At 66.0% G+C, this 24,561-nt stretch carries 23 protein-coding genes; 10 read left to right on the top strand and 13 right to left on the bottom strand.

The features are described from left to right. Window positions 1–103: 103 nt before the first annotated feature. Window positions 104–1,108, top strand: coding sequence for a diiron oxygenase (locus tag ACFQZZ_RS15765; RefSeq protein WP_378680265.1), 1,005 nt, complete (start codon window positions 104–106; stop codon window positions 1,106–1,108). Window position 1,109: 1 nt separating this feature from the next. Beyond that, window positions 1,110–2,693: an FAD-dependent oxidoreductase gene (locus ACFQZZ_RS15760; protein WP_378680263.1), complete on the top strand. Its 1,584-nt coding sequence runs from the start codon at window positions 1,110–1,112 to the stop codon at window positions 2,691–2,693. 130 nt (window positions 2,694–2,823) lie between these two features. Here ACFQZZ_RS15760 and ACFQZZ_RS15755 read toward each other — a convergent pair whose 3' ends face one another. Further along, a complete protein-coding gene (locus ACFQZZ_RS15755; RefSeq protein WP_378680260.1) occupies window positions 2,824–3,585 on the bottom strand; it encodes an SDR family NAD(P)-dependent oxidoreductase in 762 nt (253 codons plus the stop codon). A gap of 578 nt (window positions 3,586–4,163) precedes the next feature. Between ACFQZZ_RS15755 and ACFQZZ_RS15750 the strand changes: the two genes are divergently transcribed. Next, on the top strand, window positions 4,164–6,224 hold the full coding sequence (locus ACFQZZ_RS15750; protein ID WP_378680258.1) for an Hsp70 family protein: 2,061 nt from the start codon (window positions 4,164–4,166) through the stop codon (window positions 6,222–6,224). Between the two features lie 308 nt (window positions 6,225–6,532). On the opposite strand, the gene ACFQZZ_RS15745 is transcribed toward ACFQZZ_RS15750, so the two are convergent. After that, the gene (locus tag ACFQZZ_RS15745) at window positions 6,533–7,219 is read right to left on the bottom strand and encodes a histidine phosphatase family protein (RefSeq protein WP_378680255.1); all 687 of its coding nucleotides are present in this window, start codon (window positions 7,217–7,219) and stop codon (window positions 6,533–6,535) included. A gap of 197 nt (window positions 7,220–7,416) precedes the next feature. Here ACFQZZ_RS15745 and ACFQZZ_RS15740 point away from each other — a divergent pair, with 197 nt between their 5' ends. Next, window positions 7,417–8,250, top strand: a complete 834-nt coding sequence (locus tag ACFQZZ_RS15740) for an HAD family hydrolase (protein ID WP_378680250.1) — start codon at window positions 7,417–7,419, stop codon at window positions 8,248–8,250. A 156-nt stretch (window positions 8,251–8,406) separates the two neighbouring features. Here the strand turns inward: ACFQZZ_RS15740 and ACFQZZ_RS15735 are convergent, their stop codons facing one another. Then, complete coding sequence (locus ACFQZZ_RS15735) at window positions 8,407–8,811, bottom strand: VOC family protein (protein WP_378680247.1); 405 nt, start codon at window positions 8,809–8,811, stop codon at window positions 8,407–8,409. Between the two features lie 97 nt (window positions 8,812–8,908). On the opposite strand from ACFQZZ_RS15735, the gene ACFQZZ_RS15730 reads away from it, so the two are divergent. Next, a complete protein-coding gene (locus ACFQZZ_RS15730; protein ID WP_378680244.1) occupies window positions 8,909–9,850 on the top strand; it encodes a helix-turn-helix transcriptional regulator in 942 nt (313 codons plus the stop codon). Between the two features lie 292 nt (window positions 9,851–10,142). Then, window positions 10,143–10,565: a hypothetical protein gene (locus ACFQZZ_RS15725; protein ID WP_378680242.1), complete on the top strand. Its 423-nt coding sequence runs from the start codon at window positions 10,143–10,145 to the stop codon at window positions 10,563–10,565. Window positions 10,566–10,652: 87 nt separating this feature from the next. Here ACFQZZ_RS15725 and ACFQZZ_RS15720 read toward each other — a convergent pair whose 3' ends face one another. Continuing rightward, complete coding sequence (locus ACFQZZ_RS15720) at window positions 10,653–11,351, bottom strand: SGNH/GDSL hydrolase family protein (protein ID WP_378680240.1); 699 nt, start codon at window positions 11,349–11,351, stop codon at window positions 10,653–10,655. Window positions 11,352–11,425: 74 nt separating this feature from the next. Then, a complete protein-coding gene (locus ACFQZZ_RS15715; protein WP_378680237.1) occupies window positions 11,426–12,841 on the bottom strand; it encodes an MFS transporter in 1,416 nt (471 codons plus the stop codon). A gap of 108 nt (window positions 12,842–12,949) precedes the next feature. Between ACFQZZ_RS15715 and ACFQZZ_RS15710 the strand changes: the two genes are divergently transcribed. Next, window positions 12,950–13,585, top strand: coding sequence for a TetR/AcrR family transcriptional regulator (locus tag ACFQZZ_RS15710; RefSeq protein WP_378680235.1), 636 nt, complete (start codon window positions 12,950–12,952; stop codon window positions 13,583–13,585). 94 nt (window positions 13,586–13,679) lie between these two features. On the opposite strand, the gene ACFQZZ_RS15705 is transcribed toward ACFQZZ_RS15710, so the two are convergent. From ACFQZZ_RS15705 to ACFQZZ_RS15675, 7 genes are all read right to left on the bottom strand, one after another. Next, a complete protein-coding gene (locus ACFQZZ_RS15705; RefSeq protein ID WP_378680233.1) occupies window positions 13,680–14,678 on the bottom strand; it encodes a hypothetical protein in 999 nt (332 codons plus the stop codon). A gap of 338 nt (window positions 14,679–15,016) precedes the next feature. After that, the gene (locus tag ACFQZZ_RS15700) at window positions 15,017–15,739 is read right to left on the bottom strand and encodes a sirohydrochlorin chelatase (RefSeq protein ID WP_378680230.1); all 723 of its coding nucleotides are present in this window, start codon (window positions 15,737–15,739) and stop codon (window positions 15,017–15,019) included. A gap of 190 nt (window positions 15,740–15,929) precedes the next feature. Further along, on the bottom strand, window positions 15,930–17,225 hold the full coding sequence (locus ACFQZZ_RS15695; protein ID WP_378680227.1) for a sulfate adenylyltransferase subunit 1: 1,296 nt from the start codon (window positions 17,223–17,225) through the stop codon (window positions 15,930–15,932). 1 nt (window position 17,226) lies between these two features. Further along, window positions 17,227–18,207, bottom strand: coding sequence for a sulfate adenylyltransferase subunit CysD (gene cysD, locus ACFQZZ_RS15690; protein ID WP_378680225.1), 981 nt, complete (start codon window positions 18,205–18,207; stop codon window positions 17,227–17,229). Further along, window positions 18,186–18,932, bottom strand: a complete 747-nt coding sequence (locus ACFQZZ_RS15685; RefSeq protein ID WP_378680223.1) for a phosphoadenylyl-sulfate reductase — start codon at window positions 18,930–18,932, stop codon at window positions 18,186–18,188. The genes cysD and ACFQZZ_RS15685 overlap by 22 nt, the downstream gene beginning before the upstream one ends. 63 nt (window positions 18,933–18,995) lie before the next feature. Then, a complete protein-coding gene (locus tag ACFQZZ_RS15680) occupies window positions 18,996–20,807 on the bottom strand; it encodes a nitrite/sulfite reductase (RefSeq protein ID WP_378680220.1) in 1,812 nt (603 codons plus the stop codon). Between the two features lie 175 nt (window positions 20,808–20,982). Beyond that, window positions 20,983–21,075, bottom strand: a complete 93-nt coding sequence (locus tag ACFQZZ_RS15675; RefSeq protein WP_378680218.1) for an Ms4527A family Cys-rich leader peptide — start codon at window positions 21,073–21,075, stop codon at window positions 20,983–20,985. Window positions 21,076–21,286: 211 nt separating this feature from the next. Between ACFQZZ_RS15675 and ACFQZZ_RS15670 the strand changes: the two genes are divergently transcribed. The 3 genes from ACFQZZ_RS15670 to ACFQZZ_RS15660 all read left to right on the top strand — a co-directional run bounded on the left by ACFQZZ_RS15670 (window position 21,287) and on the right by ACFQZZ_RS15660 (window position 23,436). Continuing rightward, window positions 21,287–21,694, top strand: coding sequence for an SgcJ/EcaC family oxidoreductase (locus tag ACFQZZ_RS15670; protein WP_378680216.1), 408 nt, complete (start codon window positions 21,287–21,289; stop codon window positions 21,692–21,694). A 222-nt stretch (window positions 21,695–21,916) separates the two neighbouring features. Then, window positions 21,917–23,077, top strand: coding sequence for a radical SAM family heme chaperone HemW (hemW, locus tag ACFQZZ_RS15665; RefSeq protein ID WP_378680573.1), 1,161 nt, complete (start codon window positions 21,917–21,919; stop codon window positions 23,075–23,077). 137 nt (window positions 23,078–23,214) lie between these two features. Next, window positions 23,215–23,436 carry a hypothetical protein gene (locus tag ACFQZZ_RS15660; protein ID WP_378680213.1) on the top strand — a complete coding sequence of 74 codons (222 nt, stop codon included), beginning with the start codon at window positions 23,215–23,217 and terminating at the stop codon, window positions 23,434–23,436. A gap of 87 nt (window positions 23,437–23,523) precedes the next feature. On the opposite strand, the gene ACFQZZ_RS15655 is transcribed toward ACFQZZ_RS15660, so the two are convergent. Further along, on the bottom strand, window positions 23,524–24,489 hold the full coding sequence (locus tag ACFQZZ_RS15655; protein ID WP_378680210.1) for a helix-turn-helix domain-containing protein: 966 nt from the start codon (window positions 24,487–24,489) through the stop codon (window positions 23,524–23,526). Between the last annotated feature and the right edge of the window lie 72 nt (window positions 24,490–24,561).

Genomic DNA, 24,561 nt, shown 5'->3' with positions numbered 1-24,561 from the left:
GCCGCCGCGGGAATGCCGATTGTGTGCCGGGTTGACTGCCGTCTCCGTTGGTGTAACTATGGGAAACAGATAACTGGTCCCACGAGGAGAGGCAGTGACGACGATGTCTACAGCCGTGACGCCCGCAGTCGATCCCGATCTGGAGAAGGCGCAGGAGTACGCAGCGAAATTGCTGCTGCTCTCCGAGGGCTCGGTCAACAAGCACTTCGACCCGTTCGAGGACATCGACTGGGACAACCCCGACTTCGCCGCGAACGCGGGCGAGGAGCGCTGGATTCTCCCGATGTCGGGCGACGCGCTGGGTCGGCACCCCTGGTACCAGGCGCTGCCCGAGGATCGGAAGATCGCCATCGGCAAGTACCGCCAGGCCAATGTCGCCAAGGTCGGTCTGCAGTTCGAATCCATCCTGATCAGCGGCATGGTGACGCACAGCTTCGGGTTGCCCAACGGTTCCCCCGAATTCCGCTACTGCTCCCACGAGATGATCGAGGAGCACAACCACACCCTGATGTTCCAGGAGATGGTCAACCGGATCGGTATCGACGTCCCAGGTATGGGCCCGCTGGTGCGCAAGTTCAAGTACATCGGCGCTCCGGTGGCCGGGCTGTTCCCGAATCTCTTCTTCATGGCCGTGCTCGCTGGTGAGGAGCCGATCGACCACATTCAGAAGGCAATCCTTCGTTCGGGCGAGGAAGTGCACCCGATCATGCGTGGCGTGATGGCCATCCATGTCGCCGAGGAAGCGCGGCACATCTCGTTCGCGCACGAATTCCTCAAGCGGCATGTGCCTGAGACGAACCCGGCCAACAAGCTGGTGCTCTCGATCGCCATGCCGATCGTCATGTTCATCTTGGGCCGATCGATCTACACCCCGCCGCGCTCGTTCTTCAAGGAGTTCGATATCCCGGAGAAGGTGCGCAAGGAACTGTTCTACGGGGCGAAGGAATCCAAGCAGGAGTTCAGCGACTTCTTCGGCGATGTGCGCACGCTGGCCAAAGACACCGGCCTGATGAACCCGATCGCCAAGGCTGTCTGGAAGCTGCTGAAGATCGACGGCCACACCACCCGATACCGTTCGGAGCCGTTGCGCGCGGTCAAGGCTGCCTGAAGTGCCCTACGTCGTCACTCAATCCTGTTGCAGCGACGCGTCCTGCGTCTACGCGTGCCCGGTCAACTGCATCCATCCCACGCCCGACGAACCGGACTTCCTGACGGCGGAGATGCTGTACGTGGACCCGAAGGCGTGCGTGGACTGCGGTGCGTGCGCCAGCGCCTGCCCGGTCGACGCCATCACCTCATCGAAGAAGCTGACCGAGGAGCAGAAGCCGTTCATCGAGATCAACGCCGACTTCTACCGGCAGGCGCGGCCACGGCCGCTGCTCGCTAAGCCGGTGCCCGCGGCCGAGATCCATACCGAACGGCAGCCACTGCGGGTGGCGATCGTCGGGTCGGGGCCGTCGGCGATGTACGCGGCCGACGAGCTGCTGACCCAGGCCGACGTGTCGGTGACCGTCTTCGATCGCCTGCCGGTGCCCTACGGGCTGGCCCGCCACGGCGTCGCGCCCGACCACGGCAAGACCAGGCAGGTCAGCGAGCTCTTCGACGTTATATCGGCGCAGCCCGGTTTCGGGTCCTACCTGAATGTCGAAGTGGGCAAGCATGTTTCGCATGAGGAACTGCTCAGGCACTTCCATGCGGTGATCTACGCGGTCGGTGCGTCCTCCGATCGCAAGCTCGGTATTCCGGGCGAGGGGTTGGCGGGCAATGTCTCCGCCACCGACTTCGTCGCCTGGTATAACGGGCATCCCGATCATGCGGGCGACACCTTCGACCTGTCGCGGCGGCGGGTCGTCATCGTCGGCAACGGCAATGTGGCGCTCGATGTCGCGCGCGTTCTCGCCAGCGATCCGGAGTCCTTGGCGGGCACCGAAATCGCGCCGTACGCCTTGCAGGCGTTGCGGCACAGCAAGATCGAGGAAGTCGTCATCCTCGGCCGCCGCGGCCCTGCCGAATCTGCCTTCACCGTCCCGGAATTCGTCGGTTTGCTCGGTGCCGACGTCGATATCGCCATCGAGGGTGAGCTGCCCGAAGCGACCGAGGGTCTGCCCTACCAGGTCGAGCAGAAGCTGCGGCTGCTGCGCAGTGTGGCCGACCGTCCGTTCGGCGCTCGCAAGCGGATCGTCTTCCGTTACCTGGCGGCCCCGACCGAGATTCTCGGCACCGACGAAGTATCCGGTATCGAGGTCGGTCGCAACAAACTCGTCACCGATGCGGACGGCCGCGTGAGTGCCGTACCGACGGGGGAGACCGAAAGGCTTGCCGCCGGACTGGTGCTCACCTCGGTGGGCTATCGCGGTGTCGCGTTGCCAGGCTTGCCATTCGACGATCAGGCCGCGGTGATCCCGAACCTGAACGGTCGCGTCCTGCACGAGTCCGGCGGACCGGTGCTATCGGGCGCCTACGTCACCGGCTGGATCAAGCGTGGCCCTACCGGCTTCATCGGCACCAACAAGTCCTGTGCGCAGGAGACGGTGCGGCAGCTGGCCGACGATTTCAACGCCGGTGTGCTGGGTGAACCTCGCAGCAGTGCCAAGGAATTCGATCGCCTGGTACGAAGCCGCCAGCCAGCGGTCCGGATGGCTGGAGCAGTAGCCCGGCCCGGCCCGGTCCGTCGTCTGTTGGCCTGGGCCTGATCCAACTGCGTCCGGCCGCGCCCGTTACGCGGTAGGGTCCTCCGAGACGGTAGTCGGCACCTCGGCTTCGGTCACGCGATGAGGGCGTGTTCGAACCGAGGCGCCGCGCCTATATACGGAGCAGTGTTGTCTACCGTGCCGTGAACCCACCATCGATGGCCAGGGCCGCGCCGGTGACGAAGCTCGCTTCATCACTGAGCAGGTATGCGCAGAACGAGGCGATCTCGTCGGGCTTGCTGATCCGGCCGAGGGGATGCAGTGCGGCAATGGCCGCTTCGCCTTCGGGGGTCGCGCCCATCGAGTTGCGGAAGGCAGGCGTGTCGATCGCGCCGGAGACGATCGCATTCACCCGCACACCCTGCTCGGCCGCCTCCAGCGCCACCGCGCGGGTCAGTCCGACCACGCCGTGCTTGGCCGCTACATACGGAGCTACCTGGCCCATGCCGACCACGCCGAGGTTCGAGGCATTGTTCAGGATCGCGCCGCCGCCGGAGGCGACCAGCGCGGGAACCTGGTGACGCAGACCGTAGAACACGCTTGTCAGGTTGAGCTCGATATCGGCGCGCCAGCCCGACTCATCGATGTCGGAGACCGGACCGAAGGCGTTCACCGCGCCCGCGTTGTTGAAGGCACCGTCCAGGCGGCCGAATTCTGTCAGCGCGGCCTGCGTCAGGCGGGCCACGTCATCCTCGACGGTGACATCGGTCGGTACGAACAGTGCCCGGCCACCCGCCGCACGAATGTCGGCGGCGACCTGCTCGCCCGCGTCTTTGCCACGTGCGCCGAGCACTACCGCCGCGCCTTCGGCGGCGACGCGCAGGGCGACAGCCTTGCCGACTCCCGAGCTTGCGCCGGTGATGAGCACGACCTTCTCCGCGAACCGTGTAGACATTCTCTCTAATTCCCTTCTAGTCCTTGGCATTTCATTTCGGATCAGGTCAACCGCCGGATCTTTGTCCCGGCCGGTCGCCGCATCGCTGTATCCAGTCAAGTCGGGGCGAGAGCGTCGTGCTGGCGGAAAACGGTCGCCACATTTGATGTGTCATCTTTGATTGAACGGCACGCGCGTGCGCGAATTGTGTAGCACTGGCAATGGTTCAGTTACCGACCGGTCGGTGTGTGTTGTCCGGGTTTGATCGGTGACTGTCGAGCGATGGCGAGATGTCGCTCCGGGGATGCATCCGGGATCGCTGTGGAGTAGCGGAAACCGGCTTATCGCAGTCGGATTGCCATCGTTCAGGGGTCTAAATCCCACTCTCGCAGCCCGTCTACCTGGCAAAACCATGGATTGTCAACAGAAGCGAAATTTTCCATATCAATTCGGCATCCGTACTGGCCGGTAAGCAGTTAACCTGTGGGGGCTGTTTGGAAGACGACCGCGGCCACATGGATCTCCTGTGTGATGGACGTGGTCACGGTGCGTTGACGGGATGGCGAATGACTACAGGCGTGGGCTTCAGCATCGGTTCAGTGAACTCCGTATCGGCTTCGGTGAGCGTGGAACGCTCCCGGCCATCGGTGCGCTCTCGGCGTTCGGCGGTGACATTCGACAGCGCCGGCGGCATCAGAATCGGTGGGATTCCCCAATTCACCATGGCGGTCAGCGATTTCGCCGATCTGGCGCGTGACCCGGAGCCGGTGATCGTCGGCGGCCAGATCTGGTCGCCGGCAAATCTGGTGGCCGCCGTGGTGAACGGCTTGATCGATGCGGTCGAGCCGACAGCGGGCGCCGTATCGACCTATCCGGCAGTGTATTCCGATAAACAGGTCGCGCTGCTGCGGCAGGCGATGGATCTATCCGGGGCAAGGGATGTGCCGCTCATGCCCGAGCCGGTGGCGGCCGCAGAGTGGCTCGAGCGCGAGCACGGTCCGCTCCAGCCCGGCTTCGTGCTGGTGTACGACCTCGGCGGCACCTGTCTGGATGTCACTGTCGTCCGGGTCGGGCCCGACTGGGAAGAACACCCGATGGTGGGAAAGCCCATGCGCTCCTACGACTTCGGTGGTCGCCCGCTTGGGTCGATGATCGCGCGATATGCACACGGCGTCGCCCCCGACCGGTCCGCGTCGCTATCGTTGATGTCGATCGTCGACATCGACGGGTTGCGTATCCAGCACATCCGGGACTCCTTCGATGTGGTGCGGGCATGTGTGGAGTCGACCGGCCTCACCCTGTCCGACATCGGGCGGATCCTGCTCGTCGGCGGCGCAGCCCGCGCCGCGGAGGTCGCGCGGACGCTCGCCGAACTCGGTCGCCCCGTGGTGATGTCGGCTGATCCTGGTCAAGTCGTGGCCACCGGCGCCGCCTATTACGCCGCGCGCACTTTGGCCCCCGCCGTCACCGGAAAGCATTTCGTCCCGCACCCCACGGTGTTCTCCAGCGCCGCAGTCGCTTCCGCGATCGCCGTGTCGGCGGTGACGGTGTTCGGCGGGCCGGTCGATACCGGATTGTCGCCAGCGCTCGAGCGATTGCCCGGCATCGATGTCCCCGCCGACGCGTTGCTGTACGAACCCAGCGGCGACATGCTGCTCGACAGCCTCTGGAGAAGCGGGGGAGTGACAACCCGGTCCGTCGCCTACACCCCCTCCGGCCTGGCGATCGCGCCCGCCACCAGGTCGACTCGGCTCGGCCCGACCATGGCCGAATCCGGCCCTCGCTCCCGATCCCACCAGGATCCGCGATCCTGCTGCGACACCGCGCAATCCAGAATCGGCACCTATGCCAACCCGGCGCAATTCATCAACCCACTGCCCTTCTTCCCCGCACCGCTCAACCTACCCGGGGTATCACCCGTCATTCCCCGCATCAGCTTCCCGGCCGACTTCCCCGGTGCGACTCCCGCTCCCGCCCAGCCCGATCCGGCCCCGGCGACCCCCGACGCGACCACCACCCCTGCCGCCGGAACCGACACCGCAGCCACCCCCGGCACGGAAACCCAGTCCGGTGGCGCTACCGGGACGCCAGCCGCTGGTGGAACCACCGACACGCCCGCCTCCGGCGGCACATCCGGTTCTACCTCGGGTGAAACATCTTCCGGAGGTAGCACTTCCGGAGGCGGAACCACTGATACAACCTCGGGCGGCGGCTCCTCCGGCGAAGCCTCGTCCGGAGGGTCGGCGTCCGGCGGACCCGGCGGCGGCGCGTCCTCAGGCGGCTCGGCGTCCGACGGTGGGTCGTCGGGCACATCGGGTGGTACGCCCTCCGGTGGTGCAAGTTCGGGTGGTGCAAGTTCGGGTGGTGCAAGTTCGGGTGGTGCGTCCTCCGGTGGCGCATCGGCCGGTGGAACATCTTCTGGCGGTGCCTCGTCGGGCGGGGTTTCCGGCGGAGCCTCGTCCGGTGGAACCTCCTCAGGTCGCTCGTCCTCGGGCGGAACCTCCTCCGGAGGCGCCTCCTCGCCAGGCGGAGCTTCGCTTGGTGGTGCCTCGTCCGGCGGTGCGTCCTCAGGCCACTTCGGCGGCTCAGGCGGTTCCGGTGGTTTCGGCGGCGGCGCGGGTGGTTCCGGTGGTTTCGGCGGCGGTGCGCGCGGCCGCTGATCAAGGCCGCTATCGCTCCCGACCATCCCTGCGGTCGTCAGCATGATCGGCTATCGCTGAGGTCGTCGGAGCCACCGAGTGCGTCGAACCGATTACCCGACATGAGATCCGGCGTCATTGCCTGATTCGCTGGTGCCGCAGCCTTTCGCTACTCCGATCGGCTGGTGCCCGTCTGCGCAGCGGCTGGTGGCGGGTAGGCCGAGATATCGGTGTTCGCCGAATGGGTGGCGATGCGCGACAGCACCGGCATGCCGCTGGCTCGGCTCCCCACCTCGGATGGTCGGGGACCGGTCTCCTAACTGGGATGGCTATTCGGTTGCCGAGGCCAGGGGCGATATCGAGCTTTTGCGCAACTCGGCAGTGCCGATGATCGCGAGGTGGCGGGTGTCACCGAGGCTGACGACCTGGCGGTTGTGGAAGTAGTCGTCCTCGCGGAGTTCGGTGATGCTGCCGGAAGCGGCTTGGAATCGGGCATAGCCGAGTGATTCGATCGGGATCTTGGTCCATGACGCCACGGCGAATGTGATTGCGCCGCCGTGTGTCACGATGACCTGGTGTTCGCAGTCGCTTTGTGCGATCGCGTGCATTGCCGCGTAGATGCGCTGCGCGAATGCCGCCATGGTTTCCGATCCCGGTATGCCTTCATCGTGTCGCATCCGCTCGCCGACAGCGGGCGGGGGTACGAACCGCTGCTTCAGCCATTCCTGGGACATGCCTTCGGCCTCGCCGTAGGACTTCTCGCGCAGTCTTCGGTCGAGGACCGGACGCACGTGGAGTAGATCGCCGATGACGAGAGCTGCCTGCGCGGCCCGTTGCAGATCCGACGAGAACAACTCCACATCGACCTGTTCGGGGATCTTTGTCCGTAGGGCCTCGGCAATGGCAGCCGCGGCGCGTGAGCCTGCCGGGGTGAGCGGCGAGTCGTACCATCCACCTACCAGTCCCTCGACGTGGTGTGTCGACTCCGGATGCGCGATGACGTAGATGGTTCGCACTGACCTGTCTCTCTCGACGGGGAAGCCTGCTAGTGGGCCGACCATCATCGCACGCTCGTCGGCCGTCATATCAGAATGTATCGACGAGGGTGAAAGTTACGTTCGCCGTTGATGTTCGGGATGTCCTCTCATCTGTGCGGAGCACTACGATTCCGTCCGCGTGACTTGCGCCGGTGTCGTGTCCGGTCTGAGATCGGATGACGTACATCGTCGTACCGATGCACAATGGGCTGGTGGTTGTAGTCGGGGGACCCCAGCTCATCGCGCTGGATGTGGACGGGACGCTGCTGCAGACGGGATCGCCGGTCACCGAGCGCGTGGCCGATGCGGTGCGGGCAGCCGTGGCGGCGGGTGCGCATGTGGTCGTGACGACCGGGCGGACGTTGCTGGCAACGCGCCCGGTGCTGGCGCAGATCGGCCTGATCGAAGGGCATGCGCTGTGCTCCAATGGTGCGGTCCACATCGATGTGGCGAGGGGCGAGCCGGTTACTGTGCAGGCATTCGACCCCGCGCCGGCCGTCACCGCGTTGCGGGCGCTGTTCCCGGACATGATCTTCGCCGTGGAGAAGGTTGGCATCGGTACCTGGGCCACCGGCATCAGCCCGGGCGCGTTCTCCATCGGTGAATATCTGCTCGTCGACGACGGTGAACTGAGCAGGGAGCCGACGCCGCGGCTGAACGGCTGGTGGCCCGAGGGCACACTGGACGAAATGCTGCGATTGCTCCGTTCGCTGGAGGTGCCCGGCGCGAGCTGGGTGCACGGCGAATTCGGTCCGTGGCTGACGGTCTCACGCCAGGGTGTCTCGAAGGGTTGGGCCCTGGAACGCCTGCGCACCTCACTCGGCATCCCTCTCGAGGCCACCCTCGCTATCGGCGACGGCTACAATGATCGCGAAATGCTGTGCTGGGCTGGACATTCCGTCGCGATGGCGAACGCACCCGACGAGATTCGCGGGCTCGCAGACGAAGTCGCCGACGACGTCATGGAAGACGGTGTCGCGCGGGTGCTCGAACGCTGGTTCCGCGACTGACAGACCGGCACGGACACCCTCGCGACGGAGGGCGGCAGCCAGCCGATTCCAGCCGAAAGATGTCTGTGCGGAAGGGTTCTGCCATCCCGCCCGCATCTCACTGGATGGCCTGCGTGGACACCTTCAGCCGGAAAAGTGTCCACGCGCCGGAGTCGGTTACGCGGGCCCGGTCTTGGCCAGCACCTCCATGTAGTGCGGGTTGCGCATCACGCCGAGCACATTGCCGAACGGATCGACCACGGAGGCCACGGCAAATCCCTGGGTGAGCTCGCGCACCGGCTGGTACTCCTTCGCGCCCAATTCCATCAGTCGGTCCAGCGCGGCCTGTAGATCGTCGACGGCCCAGTACAACACCTCGCCGCCCGGCTCGGTGGGTGCGCCCTCCGGCGCGAACTGCCGGTTGAGGATGCCGAGTTCGTGGTGGTAGTCACCGATCCGGAACTCGTAGTAGGCACCGGGCACGTGAAAGTACGGATCGACGCCGAGCAGTTCGGTGTACCAGTCCTTCGCGCCCTCGAAGTCCTCGGCCCAGTACGACACGGTTGCCATTCCACGCAGCATTTCGGATCTCCTTCGTCGGTGTTCATCTGCTTGTAGGAACCATCATCCAACCCAAAGTGCTCACGGAATGAGCACTTTTACGGGCAGAATGAAAAACATGCGAGCGGACAGATTGGTGGCGACCCTGTTGTTGATGCAGGCGCGCGGACGGGTGACGGCGGCCGAGATCGCCGAGGAACTCGAGGTCTCGGTCGCCACCGCGCGCCGCGACCTGGAAGCGCTCTCGGCGGCGGGGGTTCCGGTGTACCCGCAGATGGGGCGCGGCGGTGGTTGGTCCTTGATCGGCGGCGCACGCACCGACCTCAGCGGCCTGAACGAACCCGAGGCGCGCGCACTGTTCCTACTGGCGGGCCCGTCGGCCAACGCGGTACCCGAACTGAAGTCCGCGCTGCGAAAGCTGGTGCGCGCCCTGCCGCAGACCTTCCGCAACGATGCGCAGGCGGCGGCCGATGCGGTGGTCATCGATCCCGCGCGCTGGGGTGCACGCGATCCGGCGCGCCCGGAAATGGTCACCCTGCTGCAGCGGGCCGTCGTCGAACGCCGCAAGGTGCGCCTGGGTTACGACCGCAAGGGCGAGAAAACGCAGCGGCTGGTCGATCCGTGGGGCCTGGTCGACAAGGACGGCATCTGGTATCTCATCGCAGGTACCGATCGCGGTCAGCGCACCTTCCGCGTCGACCGCATCGTCGACGCGGAAGTCACCGACGAAACAGCCCATCGCCCTGCCGATTTCGATCTGTCCGAGGCGTGGGGTGACGTGGTCGGCGAGATGGAGCAGCGCAGGGCGGCCACGTCCGCGACCGTCCTGATCGCGGCGCCGTTGCTGCCTGTCCTGCGCAATCAGCAGGGCAGGCACTGCGTGGTGGACGGCCCGGTCGACGACGGTCGCATCCAGGTCCGCGTCACCGCGCCGACTCCTCGCATGATTGCCCAGCAATTGGCGGGCTGGGGCGCCGAAATAGAAGTGCTCGCGCCGCAATCGGTGCGCGACCAGTTGGCGGTACTCGGCGCCGAACTTGTCGATAGATATCGAACGTGAATCGTCGACCGTCAGAATGAGTCATTCACATCGAATCATCAATTGTTCGTCATCGACTCGTCATCGGCATTGCGGACCGGTGCCGTTCGGGGACGTGTGGCCCGCGATCGTTCAGCAGCCGACCGAGTGGAAAGGGTCCCCGCGCCGGTATTGCCCCGAAAAGAGTTGTGGCAGAACAGTTTGAAATCTGATCAGACGTCCGATACTTTGAGCTGTTCGGATCATCCTGAGCCGAACAGCAATTCGGAGACGTTCGATTCGATATCGGGGGTCGGGGAGAAATGAGAAAGACATGGTCCGTCGGACCTTTGTAAACAAGTTGGTTGCCGCAGTGATGCCGTTGGCGGTTGCCGTCGCCGTCGCCGGAGTGGCTTCGGCCGATCCGGTACAGGTTGCCCAGGCGCCTGCACCGGCCGTGCAGCTGGTCGCCGAGCCGGTAGTCACACCGGTGGCAGCCGGGATCCCGCTGGAAGAGATCGCGACCAACCCGGAAGCGACCAACCACGATCCGCTGGCGAACGGCGCCGCAGGCGGTGCCCTCGCTGGTGCCGCGGGTTCGGGAGTCCTCGCGGGTGTCGCGTGCCTGCCGGGCTTCATTGTCGCCGCGATCCCGTGTGCGATCAGCGGCGCGCTGAGCGGTGCGGTGTGGGGCGCCGTGATCGGCCTGCTGGTCGGTGCACTCGCTCCGGAGATGGTGCCGCAGGTGCTGCCCTGATTCTGGGGTCGAAGTAAGAAATGCTGGGCCGTGCCGGACGAAGTGTCGGGCACGGCCCAGTGTCGTTGAAAGAGCGCCGCTTCGGGATCAGCGTGCAGGTTCTTCGGTACGCGCCGACAGGTGATTGTGGAGTGCGCGCACCATCTCACCGGCTACCACGGCATATCCGCTCGTCGTGAAGTGGATGAGATCGGCGCTCATCAGATCAGGACGCAGCCGCACCGGGTGGTCCCAGAATTCCACCAGGATCGCGTCGTACCGTGCCGCCAATTCGCGCACCACATCATTGAGCGCAGCCATCCGGTCGCGCATCGGGCGCATCGGCAGCATTCGCTCGACCTCCCACACGTCTGCCAGTGTGAAGGTACAGATCTGAGCGTTGCTGCGGGCCAATGCGCCGAACAGCGCATCCAGATTCGTACGTAGTTCGTCGAGACTGCCGCCCTGCAGGAACAAATCGTTGCCGCCGCAATTGAGGTGCACCAGGTCGGGCTCGAAATCGAGGACCGGCTGCAACTGCTCGGCGAGCACCTGCGCGGTGGTGGCGCCGATCCGGCCGGTATTCAAGTAGGCCAGACCGGGATTCGACGACGAAAGCATCGCTGCGACGCGGTCGGCCCATCCTTTACTCTCATAGCCGGGGCTCGGATCGCCGACGCCTTGGGCGATGGAGTCACCGAGCACCGCGTATCGCTGCCACGGCGCATCGGCCAACAGACGGCGCGCTTCGTCGGCGGGCAGCAGCATCGGATCATTGGCTTCGGTACGGATATCGTTGTCGGTCAAGGTAACTCCCAAATCTCGATCGGTAGGTCCGGCGGCGTCTTCGGGTCGAATGCTGTTGTGCGGTACGCATGTTCCTACTGCGTGGCCGATACGGCGGTTGGCGTGCGACTGGGGATCGCGATGAGCAGCGACGCAGCGACGCCGATGCCCGCGCAGACGGCGAATACGGTGTGGAACCCGCCGAGCTGATCGCCGGGATGCGCGGCGAACACGGCGGCAAGTACCGCGATACCCAGTGCGCCGCCGACTTGCCGCGCGGTCAGGTTCATCCCGATTCCCGCGGCAAACTGTTGCGGTGGAAGGGAACTCGCCACGGCTGTGCCGAGCACCGTGACGACGATCCCGACGCCGCCACCGCCGAGCAATCCGGCGGGGATCCACGCCGACCACAGCGCCGGTGTCGTACCGAAGGCATCGGTACTCATCCATGCTGTGCTGGCGGTGTACATCAGCGCGCCGAGCACGCCGACCCAGCGGCGCGTCACGGGCGAGGTGATGCGACCGGCGAGGGTGGCGGTCACCATCGAAGACACCGCACCGACGGTCAACGCGGCGGCCGACTCGAGCACCGAGTACTCCCAAATCGCATCCAGGAAGAGCGGTCCCGTCAAGAGCCAGGCGAACATGGTCGCGCCGAACACGAAGGACGACGCGTTGGCCAGCGCATACGGCCTGCTCTGCCACAACTGGACGGCGATTGCGGGATTGTGATGGCGGATCGAGCGCAGCAGTGCGGCGAGGATCAGCAGGACGCCGCCGATCAGCGCGATCAGGGTGGCCGGTGCGGTCCAACCCCACCGCTGGCCCTCTGTGACCCCGGCGACAAGGCCGCCGAGTCCGAGCGCAATGGCGATCGTCCCGAGCGGGTCGGGCATGGCGCTGCCCGGCTGCCGTGTGTCGGGCACCGGAATGCGCAGACCGGGCACCATGAGCACGATCGCGACCGGAATGTTGATCATGAACACCGAGCGCCAGCCGAAGGCCTCGACCATGGCGCCGCCGATCGCGGGACCGACGACCGCGGCGAATCCTCCTGCGGCAGACCAGGCTCCGATCGCCGCGCCGATCCGCTCGCGTGGGGTGACACTGAGCACCAGTCCGAGCGCGGACGGCACCATGAGTGCCGCCGTCGCGCCCTGCAGCAGGCGACCGGCGATCAGCCATGTCGCGCTTGGTGCGAGCCCGCACAGCAGTGAAGTCAGCGCGAAACCGGCCATGGCGATCAAGAACAGTTTGCGCCTGCCGAGCGTGTCCGCGAACCGGCCCGCTGGGGTGAGCAGCGCCGCGAATGCGACAGCGTAACCGCTGACGATCCAGGTCAGCGTTGTGGTCGGGGTGCCGGGAAAGTCGCGGGCGATCGAAGGGAATGCGATGTTGACTACGGAGAGGTCGAGGAACGCGATGAACGCCGCGCCGCAGGCGATGAGGAGTGTGCGGGCGGCGGCGTTCGTGGTCGGCGGCTTGTCGATCCGTGCGGACACTTCGGTCATGGGGGAGATCCTTCAGCGGGAGAGTGCAAACAAAGCGTACGATCGTTCGTGCAACTAACGTACGACCGTACGTTCGTATTTGCAACCCCAGGTGGAACAATGGAACTCATGGCCGAGTCGACAACCCCTTCGGAACAGCAGTCCGGCACCGACCAACGCTTGGTCAAGGGCGCTCGGGCCAGGGCATCCATTGCCAGGCACGCCGCGGACGTGGCCTCCGTCGAGGGGTTGACCGGGGTCAGTATCGGCAGGCTCGCCGCCGATCTCGGCCTGAGCAAGAGCGGCATCGCGACCCTGTTCGGCACGAAGGAGGCTCTGCAGGTGGCCGCGGTGAAGTCCGCTCGCGAAGCATTCATCGAGCGAGTCATCGCGCCGACCATGTCGCACCCGCGCGGCCATGACCGCCTCCGTGTCCTGATCGACCTATGGTTCGATCACATCACCGACCCGACGTTCCCCGGCGGTTGTTTCCGCGTCGCCACGATTTCCGAATTCGACAGCAAGCCGGGCCCCGTCCGCGACGCCATCATCGACGATCGCCGAGACTGGATGGCGTTCCTGGCCAAGGAGATTCGCCGCGCCCAAGAGCAGGGTCATCTCGGCGAACGCGACGCCGATGTCATCGCCTTCGAACTAGAGGCCGTAGTCAGCGCCGCCAACACCGCCCAGCAGATGGGCGACGACTGGGGTGTCGCCACCGCCCGTGCCATCGTCGACAACCTCATGGGCGAGGCCGCGGACTGATCAGTCGAAATGAAGCGGGCGCCCAGATGGGCGCCCGCTCGAGGTTGGTTCAGTTGTGGTGAGTGAGTTGGATCGTGCGCCGCGCGGCGGGCTTTCAGTGCTGATGTGTGAGAGTAGCGGTCAGTGTGAAAGCGGCGGTGCGGACGGTGTCACCGTGCTTGAAGTCCAGGAAGAGGCGATAGGTTCCGGGGCCGGGAACAACTGTGTGGAAGGTGATTTCGGGTCCGGCCGGGGTGATTCCGTCGCCGGGTTCGCCGTTCGGGTGGACGTGGACATAGGCCAGATCGCCTGCGCGCAGCACCACGAGATGTCCGAAGGCGGCCAGGTAGGGCTGCAGATCGGTCACCGGCTCGCCGTCCTTGCGCACGGTGAGCGTGACCAGACGGCCCTCGCCGGGAACCAGGTCGCCCTCCAGCGCAACCTCATACCCGTCCACCACGAAGGTGCGAGCCGCCTCGGGCGTGGGCAGCGGCGCATAGTCGCCCGCGACCGCGAGATCCGCCCCGAGCGTGATCGTCCGCCCGAGAGCCCGCGGCGCGATATCGGTGAACACTCGATACGCGCCCGCCGCGGGCAGATTCAGCCGCACCGACCAGGTACCGTCGGCCGCACGCTCGGGATGCACATGCCAGAACCCGGTCAACTCGCGCTGCGCGACGATCAGATGCAGCTCTTTGTCGTGGATCGAGGTGTAATCCGTGACCACCTGTCCATCCGGCCCGACAATCCGGAACCTGAAGTCGATCTCACCGGGCAGCGCAATCGTGCTATCGAGCTCCAGCGTGTACCCATCCTGGGTGATCTGCAGTCCACCTGGCCCCGCCGCCGCGTGTCCCGCATGAGCGCCGTGCTGACCGTGCTCGCCGTGACCCGAGTGCTCGCCAAGACTCGCGTGACCCGAGTGATCCGCATCGCCCGCGTGAGCCGCGTGGTCGGCGTGCGTTCCACGAGTGACTCGGTTTGTCTGAACGGTGTTGGCCGCGTGCGCTCCGAGTGCAGCGTGACCGGCTTCAGTCGCATGATTCGAATGGTCGGACGAGCCCGCATGGTCGACGGGGGTGTGGTGCTGCGTGGTGTTCGCCTTGGTGCTCATTGCTCGGCCTCTCTTGCCTACATCCTTCGTTCCGACAACCAAAACATATACCCCTAGGGGGTATCTGACAATCCGGCCTGATGTGAGCTGCCTCACGTCAAATCGGGGGTAGTCGGCTACATCAACCGATCTCCGCCGCGCGGTGAGCCAGCTCGGTCAATCGCTGTGCCGGAGAACCAGCAGTCGGATCCAATGACATGGATGGAGGCTGACGAAGTCCGGCAAGGTGCTCGGCCGGCTCTTGCCACTGCCTGCAAACCCGCCAGACCTTCGACCCCGCCAAAGCCTTCGAACAACCTGCCGACACACCGACAGAACGTTCCGCCGACGCTATCCGCTCAGGCCGAAAGGTCGAGGGCCGCGGTGTGCGCTGTGGCGTAGCGATCCAGGATTACGTCGGCGAGAAGGGGATGGGCGCCAATGGTGTTCGCGTGCACGAGGTTTGGTTCGGCGGCGCAGAGTCGGTCGGTGAGGAGGCCGGGGGCGAGGAACCAGGGGGCGACGAGGACACGGGTCGCGCCGCGGGCTCGCAGGCGGGAAACCGCTTGCGTCAGTGAGGGTTCGGTGGTGGCGAAGCAGGTGGTGGTATGCCAGGCGGTGCCGGTTGTCAGCACGCGGGCCACGGTGGTGGTGCGGGCGTTCGCTTCGCGTGACGAGGAGCCGACGGCGGCGACCGCGATGCCGAGGCGGTTGTCGGTCGGGTCGGCGCCGGCGGTCAGCGCTCTGGTGCGGACCGCGGTGATCAGTCGGGCGTCGGTGCCGAGGACGTCGGCCTGGGTCAGCTGCAACTGTGGATGCCGGGTCCGCGCCGAGGCGAGCAGGCTCGGCAGATCGACCCTGGCGTGGAAGGCGCTGCCGAGCAACAGCGGCACCACGACCGCGTGCGTGTACCCCTGTTCGGCAACCTCATCCACGATCTGCTCCACGGACGGGGTGTTGAGATCGAGGAACGCCAGCCGCACCGTGAGTTCCGGTCGCGCGGCGGCGATCTCCGCGACGACAGCGGACATGGTCGCGGCCGAGCGTGGATCGCGGCTGCCGTGCGCGACGGCGATCAGCACGGGCGGTGAAGATGCCGTGATTTGTACTGCTGCTGGTGTGGGTGGTGATGCTGTGGTGATTCGTGCCGCCGCAGTCGGTGTTGCCGTGTTCGCGGTTGGTGGTTGGGCTGCCGTGACCTGTGCCGGTACGGCTGCGGGCATGCTGGTCCGCGCCGGCGCGGGGTCGAAAAGTGCTGGCGCGGACCACATGTCAGACTCCGGTTCCGACCTCGACCGTCGACAGCACGTCGCCGACCAGGCCTGCGGCCAGGGTGTTGCCGCCTGCGGGATCGATGAGCAGGAAGCTGCCGGTGTGCCGGTTCACGCGGTAGTCGTCGGCCGCGACGGGCTCGGCGACGCGCACGGAGATGCGGCCGATGTCGTTGAGTTCCAGCGACTCCGGGTTCGGGTCCGCGGCAAGGCGCTGCTCGTCGAAACGCTCCAGCAGGGCACCGACGATGGCCTGTGTGGTGCGGGTGCCGTGCTTGAGCAGCAGCCGGGCGCCGGGGCGCAGCGGCTTGTCGCCCAACCAGCACACGGTCGCGTCGAAGGCATCGATCGGCTCGGGGGCATCGGCGACGGAGGCGATGATGTCGCCGCGGGAGATGTCCACGTTGTCGGCGAGGATCAGCGTGACGCTGCGCCCGGTCTGTGCCACCGCGAGCTCACCGTCGGGAGTGTCGACCCGCTCGATCGTGGAACGGATACCCGAAGGCAGCACCACGATTTCGTCGCCGGGAGCCACCGAGCCCGCCGCGATCTGACCGGCATAACCGCGGTAGTCGGGGTATTCGGCGGTGCGCGGCCGGATCACGTACTGCACCGGAAAACGCAGGCCGAGTGAGTGCGCGCCCGAGCTGTCGGCGTCCACCGGAACCGATTCCAGATGCTCGATCAGCGAAGGCCCGTCGTAGTACGGGGTGTTCGCCGAGCGGGTGGCGACATTGTCGCCGTTCAGCGCGGAGACCGGGATCTCCTGCACATCCTCGCTTGACCACCCGAGAGTGCTGGTGAGCTGGTTGAACTCGGCGGAGATCTCGGCGAATACGCTCGCGGCGTCGTCGACCAGGTCGATCTTGTTCACCGCGAGTACCAGCTTGGGCACTCCGAGCAGCGCCAGTACCGCGGCGTGCCGACGCGTCTGCTCGATAACACCTTTACGAGCATCGACGAGCAGGATCACCAGCTGTGCGGTGGACGCGCCGGACACTGTATTGCGGGTGTACTGCACATGCCCAGGGGTGTCCGCGAGCACGAAAGACCGCTGCGGCGTAGCGAAGTAGCGGTAGGCGACATCGATGGTGATGCCCTGCTCACGTTCCGCCCGCAGCCCGTCCACAAGCAGCGAAAGGTCCGGGGTGGCAAGACCCTTGTCCACCGACGCGCGGGTGACGGCGTCGATCTGATCGGCAAGCACGGACTTCGTGTCGTAGAGCAGGCGTCCGACCAGAGTGGACTTGCCGTCGTCGACAGAACCGGCGGTGGCCAGCCTCAATAGGTCGGACATATCAGAAATAACCCTCTCGCTTGCGGTCTTCCATCGCGGCTTCCGACACTCGGTCGTCACCACGGGTAGCACCGCGTTCGGTCAGTCGGGAGGCGGCCACCTCGGCGAGGATCGCCTCGTTGTCGGCCGCCTCGGAAAGAATCGCGCCGGTGCTGGATCCGTCGCCGACGGTGCGGTAGCGCACCGAACGGGTCTCCAGTACCTCGCCGTCGCGCGGGCCGCCCCACACGCCCGGCGTCATCCACATGCCGTCGCGCTGGTAGACCGGGCGCTCGTGCGTGTAGTAGATGCTCGCCAGGTCGACATCCTCACGCGCGATATAGCGCCAGATATCGAGCTCGGTCCAGTTGCTCAGCGGGAATACCCGCACGTGCTCGCCTGGTGCGTGCCGCCCGTTGTACAGGTTCCACAGCTCGGGGCGCTGCCGCTTCGGATCCCACTGCCCGAAGGCGTTGCGCAGCGAGAAGATGCGCTCCTTGGCGCGGGAGCGCTCCTCGTCACGGCGGCCACCGCCGAACACCGCGTCGAAGCGGTGCTCGGCGATGCCGTCCAGCAGTGGAACGGTCTGCAATGGGTTGCGGATACCGTCGGGGCGCTCGGCCAGCCGCCCGTCGGCGAGATAGTCCTCGACCTTCGCGACATGCAACCGCAGGCCGTACTTCTCGACGATCTTGTCGCGGAACTCCAACACCTCGGGCAGGTTGTGCCCGGTGTCGACGTGCAGCAGTGCGAACGGCAGCGGCGCGGGCCAGAAGGCCTTCAGCGCCAGGTGCAGCAGCACCGTCGAGTCCTTGCCGCCGGAGAACAGGATCACCGGCCGCTCGAATTCGCCTGCCACCTCACGGAAGATGTGGATCGACTCGGATTCGAGCGCCGCGAGGGTGTCGAATTCGGTAATGCCAAGGGCACGTTCGGCAATGTTCGATGATTCGTTCACAAATTCACCCACGATGGTTTCGGTCATGACTGATGCAACCCGCATTCGGTCTTGGCGAGGCCGGCCCAACGGCCGCTTCGCGGATCGGAACCCGGCTCCGGCTTCCGTGTGCACGGAGCGCAGCCGATGGACGGATATCCCTCTTCCACCAGGGGATTGACGAGGATGCCGTGTTGTTCGATGTAGGCCTGCATCTCGTCGTCGGACCAGGCGGCGATCGGGTTGATCTTCACCAGGCCGAACGCCTCGTCGAACGAGATGAGCGGTGCGTTGGCCCGGGTCGGTGCTTCCACCCGGCGGATGCCGGTGACCCAGGCGTTGTAGCCGCCGAGCGACTTCTGCAGCGGCACAACCTTGCGCAGCCGGCAGCACTCGCCGGGATCGCGCGCGAACAGATCCTTGCCGAGCAACTGATCCTGTTCGGCCACCGAGTGTTCGGGCCGCACATTGATCACGTTCACGCCGTACACGGCCTCGACCGCGTCGCGGGTGCCGATGGTTTCGGCGAAGTGGTAGCCGGTATCGAGGAAAAGTACGTCGACACCCGAACGGACCTGCGCGGCAAGGTGAACCAGCACGCCGTCCTGCATGTTCGAGGCGACGATGTAGCCTGCGCGGTCACCCTGCGCGCCGGTCGACCCGGTGCCGAAATTGTCCTCGGTCCACCGCAGCAGCTCGGCGGCTGAAGCGCCGTCGAGCTCCGCGGCGCCGCGCTCGGCGATCGCCCGCAGCTCGTCCTCGGACAGCTTGTCCATCAATGGTGTTGTCATGTCAGATCTCCCGTACCGAGCCATCGCTCAGCTCTGCTCGATCGCCGCTGTTCGCTGCGCTCGTCACTTCAGGTCGGCCTCGTCGGCGCGAACCGCCCACTGTGCGAACCGTTCGCCGCCCTCGCGGTGCTTGATGAAGTTGCGCACCACCCGCTCGATGTAGTCACCGAGTTCGTCGCTGGTCACCTTGTGCTGGCGCAACTTACGACCGAATGCGCTGTCGAATCCGAGGCTGCCACCGAGGTGAACCTGGAAACCCTCGACGTGATTCCCGGTGCCGTCGTCGACCAGCTGCCCCTTGAACCCGATATCGGCGATCTGCGAGCGCGCGCACGAGTTCGGGCAGCCGTTGATGTTGATGGTCACCGGAACGTCCAGCTGTGCATTGAGATCCGCGAGCCGCTCTTCGAGCTCGGGCACCAGCACCTGGGACCGCTTGCGCGTCTCGGCGAAGGAGAGCTTGCAGAACTCGATACCGGAGCACGCCATCAGGTTGCGCCGCCACAGTGACGGACGAGCCTGCAGGCCGAGGGGTTCCAGCGCGTCGATGAGCTCATCGACCTTGTCGTCGGCGACGTCGAGCACGATCAGCTTCTGGTACGGGGTGAACCGGATCCGATCCGATCCGACCTCGGCCGCCGCGTCCGCGATCTTGGTCAGGATGGTGCCCGACACCCGGCCCGCGATGGGGGAGAAGCCGACGGCGTTGAGCCCGTTGCGCAGCTTCTGCACGCCGACATGGTCGATCGGTTTGGTCGGCTGTTCCGGCGCGGGACCGTCGATCAGCTTGCGCTTCAGGTACTCGTCCTCGAGCACCTGGCGGAACTTCTCGATGCCCCAGTCCTTGATCAGGAACTTCAGCCTGGCCTTGGTGCGCAGTCGGCGGTAGCCGTAGTCGCGGTACAGCGAGACAACGGCCTCCCACACGTCCGGCACCTCGTCGAGCGGCACCCACGCGCCGACGCGCTGCGCCAGCATGGGGTTCGTCGACAAGCCGCCGCCGACCCACAGGTCGAGACCGGGGCCGTGCTCGGGATGGTTCACGCCGATGAAAGCGATGTCGTTGATCTCGTGCACCACATCCTGCTGGCCCGAGATCGCGGACTTGAACTTGCGCGGCAGGTTGGAGTACTCCTTCTTGCCGATATAGCGGCGCACGATCTCGTCGATCGCGGGCGTCGGGTCGATGATCTCGTCCAGCGACTCGCCTGCCAGCGGTGAACCGAGCACCACGCGTGGGCAGTCGCCGCACGCCTCGGTGGTCTTCAGGCCGACCGCCTCGATCCGCTTCCAGATCTCGGGGACGTTCTCGACCTCGATCCAGTGGTACTGGACGTTCTCGCGATCGGACAGGTCGGCGGTATCGCGTCCGAACTCGGTCGAGATCTGGCCGAGGGTGCGCAGCTGCTCGACATTGAGCGCGCCCGCGTCGCAGCGGATGCGCATCATGAAGTATTTGGCCTCGAGAATGTCGATGTTCTCGTCGCCGGTCCAACTACCGTCGTAGCCCTGCTCGCGCTGGGTGTAGAGACCCCACCAGCGGAACCGGCCACGCAGGTCGCCCTTGTCGATGCTGTCGAAGCCTTGCTTCGAGTAGATGTTCTCGATCCGGGCGCGGACGTTGAGCGGGTTGTCGTCCTTCTTGGACTGTTCGTTCGGGTTCAGCGGCTCGCGGTAGCCGAGTGCCCACTGGCCCTCCGCCTTGCGGCGAACGGGCTTACCGGTGCGGGCGCGCGGTGCGGCGGCCGCGTCGGTGCGGGGACGGTCCGGTCGAACGCGTCGCTCGGAGGCCGGACGGTCCTGGCGTGCGTGATGCCCGGGCCTGGACTCCGGCGAAGGCTGATCGATCGGACCGGCGTCGGTGCTCGACGTCATGGGGTCGCTCCTGCGGGGTGGGTGAACATCCGTGCTGAGGGCGCCTAGGGGATGGCAGCTGGCGGAGTCAGCGGGGTTGGTAGGCGCTGTGCTGACTCACGCCTGCGGTGTCAGCGGGCCGATGTCATCGAAATCGGAAGATCGCCGGGGAGACCCGGGAATGCGCGCCGCTGAACTACCGGGGAGAGCCGGGCAGACAGCAGGCGCTACAGACGCGCTTGAAGTCGACGTGGCGACGTGCCACAAGTCGTACTCCAGATCCGCGCATGGGCCCATTGTGCCACGTCAGGATGGACGTTCCGACCGCGCGGCCATATTTCCCGCAAAATTGAGGGAAATTCCCTGGATCAACGATGGCAACTGTGATGGCTGTCATAGTTCGCATCGCGAATGCGGGCGGTGATGCGTCTGATTCGCCCATTGTGAGCGTTCGCACATCCCTTGACCTGAAGTTAACTCGAGGTAGCAAGCTCGGCTTCATGAGCACCGCAGCTGTCTACGCAGACATCGAAATCGAAGCGATCCGCCAGGTGGTCGCCACCATCCAGCACTCCCAGCAGAACGAACTCGTCGACGAATTCGTCGGCCTTTTCCGCGAAGACGCGATCTGGACCACCGGTGGCGGCAAACGACTGTTCGGCCGCGCCGCCATTGCCGAATTCACCGCCCAGGTCCTGCCCGGCGCAATGCGGACAGGCACCGCGACCTACGAGGTGGAGCACGTGCTGTTCATCCGCCCCGACGTCGCCGCCGTCAAGGTCGTCCAGCGCTACTTCGACGAGACCGGCCAGTTGTCCGGTCAGGGCTCGCCGATGTACGTCATGTCCAAGGAAGACGGCCACTGGCTCCTCACCGCCAACCAGAACACCGTCGTCGCCGACTCCTGATCCCGCTGAACGCCCCGCCGGCCGGCTCGACACCCGCACTCTCGATTGCCGCACCCCTCGCGGATGCCGAGAAGGGCTGCGGATTCCGGTAACGGGCGAGGATCCTCGGGTAGCCGCCGAGCGGTTGTCGGGCTGCCCGGGGGTGGGTGGCAGGTGGGAGGCGTTCACACTGGTGGGGTGAGTTCAGCTGCTGCCGTGACCGACGCCGAGACCTCTGACCTCGTGCTGCGTGATTTCGGGGGCGGCGCGTTCGGGATCTATGTTCACGTCCCGTTCTGTGCGACTCGGTGCGGGTACTGCGACTTCAACACCTATACGGCGGGGGAGCTCGGGACTTCGGCCTCTCCGGAGTCCTGGCTGGAGGGGCTGCGGGGTGAGCTGGCCACGGCGGCCGAGCAGTTCGCGGCGTTGCCGACAGCGACTCCGGATGTGGCCACGGTCTTCGTCGGCGGCGGGACACCCTCGCTGCTCGGTGGCGATGGGCTCGCCGCGGTGCTCGCCGCGGTGCGGTCGAACTTCACCCTCGAGTCCGATGCCGAGGTGACCACCGAGTCGAATCCGGAGTCGACCTCGCCCGAGTTCTTCGAGCGGATCCGCGCGGCCGGGTTCACCAGGGTGTCGTTGGGCATGCAGTCCGCGGCACAGCATGTGTTGAAGGTGTTGGACCGCACGCACACGCCGGGCCGGGCTGTCGCCGCTGCCAAGGAGGCACGTGCGGCCGGGTTCGAACACGTGAATCTGGATCTGATCTACGGCACCCCCGGCGAGCGCGACGGCGATCTCGACGCCAGCCTGGACGCGGTGCTCGACGCGGGCGTCGACCACGTCTCGGCGTATTCGCTCATCGTCGAGGACGGCACCGCCCTCGCGCGCCGAGTGCGTCGCGGTGAACTACCCGCTCCCGATGACGACGTACTTGCGTCGCGCTACGAACGCATCGACGCGCGACTGAGCGCGGCCGGCCTCACCTGGTACGAGGTATCCAATTGGGCCGCAGGCGATTCCGCACGCTGCCGCCACAACCTCGGCTACTGGGACGGCGGCGACTGGCTCGGCGCGGGCCCCGGCGCGCACAGCCACGTCGGCGGCGTCCGGTGGTGGAACATCAAACATCCTGCCCGCTATGCAGATACCGTCGCCCAGGGCGGTCTGCCCGCCGCAGGCTGGGAAACACTGACCGCCGACGAACGCCACACCGAACGAGTCATGCTCACCGTCCGCCTGCGCACCGGCCTGTGCCTTGCTGATCTCGAGCCGTCCGCGATGGAAGCCGTCGACCAGGTAATCGCAGCCGGACTGGCTGTCCGCGCAGTCGATCGACTGGTGCTGACCGATCGCGGCAGGCTGCTCGCCGACGGCGTTGTCCGGCAATTGCTGGGCTGATCGACGCACCCCGCGGCGTTCACGGGGCTTGTTGACTCGTCGGTGCCCGCGGGTCGCGGGTTGTGGGCGTGTTGGGTTGGTTGCACTATCACGGTTCGGTCAACCCGCGTAGGCTCCGAAGTAACCCAAGGAGTCTTATGCCCCCGGCACGACACATCACTCTTATTCACGAACAAAGCGACTTCGCCGAGGCGCGGGCCGCGGAAAAAGCAGAAACCGCGCGACAGAGCGCGATAGCGGCCAGGACGGTCGCCAGCCATTCCGAGAACGCCGAGGACTGCGTGTCCCTCCTGGCGATGCTCGGCTTGGACGCTCTTGCCGGCAAGCTCGCCAGGGTCACCGCCAGCCCCGAGCTCTAACTCCACCATCGGGTCGCCGAACGGGACATTGCCGAGGCCTTTTCTCGACTGCTACCTCGGCCATGTCCCGCCTCGATGCGGCACGACTCAGGGGACAGCGTCCTCCAGCGCTGCTCGACGCCATTCTCGTGGTGACATGCCGTAGGCGGCGCGGAAGCGACGCGCGAAATGCGACGGGTCGCGGAAACCCCATCGGCGCGCGACCATCGCGATGGAACGGTGCCTGGTGTCAGAGCGAGCGAGTTCGGCACGCACCTGATCGAGCCGCTGGCTGATGATCCACTGCTCGAGGCTGTATTCGGCGCTCGCGCAGATTTTGTACAGATGCCGCACCGACACGCTGTGCGCGCGGGCGATCTGTTCGGCGCTGAGATCGGGGTCGGTGAGGTTGCGCCGCACGTACGCGCGGATCCGGCTCAACATGATGTCGGCGGGGACCGCGCCACCGTCACTGCCGGTTCCGCTCGCCGAAAGCAGCAGTCCGCGAACGAGTTCGATACTGGCGCAACCCGATAGCGGCGCCGCGGGATCAGCGCTGAGCGAATCGGCGTCACGGGTCAGCTGGGTGATGTGGTTGGCGACCAGCCGGTAGTGCGGGCTCTGCTGAACGTGCGGGGCGGCCCGGCGGATCACCTCGACAGGCAGTCCGAGCTGGTCGAGCGGCACATGCAGGCATGTCGACGCGCCGTCTCCGCTCCATTGGAAGTCGTAGGGCGCATTGAGATCCATGACATGCAGCTCGCCGGGCGCGACCACGCGCTGGATCTCGCCCTGCTGGTAAAGCCCGTTGCCGCTCTGCTGTACGGCAACCGCCAGCACCGGCGCGGGCGTGGTCAGCACCTGTTTCGGCGTGCGGATGAGCTGGATGCCCGATGTCTGCGCACGGAAAACGCTGGCGTCGCCGAATTGCCACACATCGAACAGGGCGTGCACGTCGTCGTCCGGATTCTCGTGGATGACATACGACGGGGCCGATGCTTCCTGCATGGCCGTCGACACCGCGTCGGCCCGTTCCTCGGGTGCGATGGCGTCGGAATCGAATACCACTGCCATAGCGACCTCCATCCTGGACAAATCGTAATCGCCGCACGCGCATGGGCGTTTCGGCCGTGCACGCTGAGCCGA

Source organism: Nocardia sp. GCM10030253, from assembly GCF_042675075.1.
Lineage (GTDB): Bacteria > Actinomycetota > Actinomycetes > Mycobacteriales > Mycobacteriaceae > Nocardia.
Note: the sequence above shows the minus strand (reverse complement) of the source record. Positions and strands in the feature narration are given on the sequence as shown.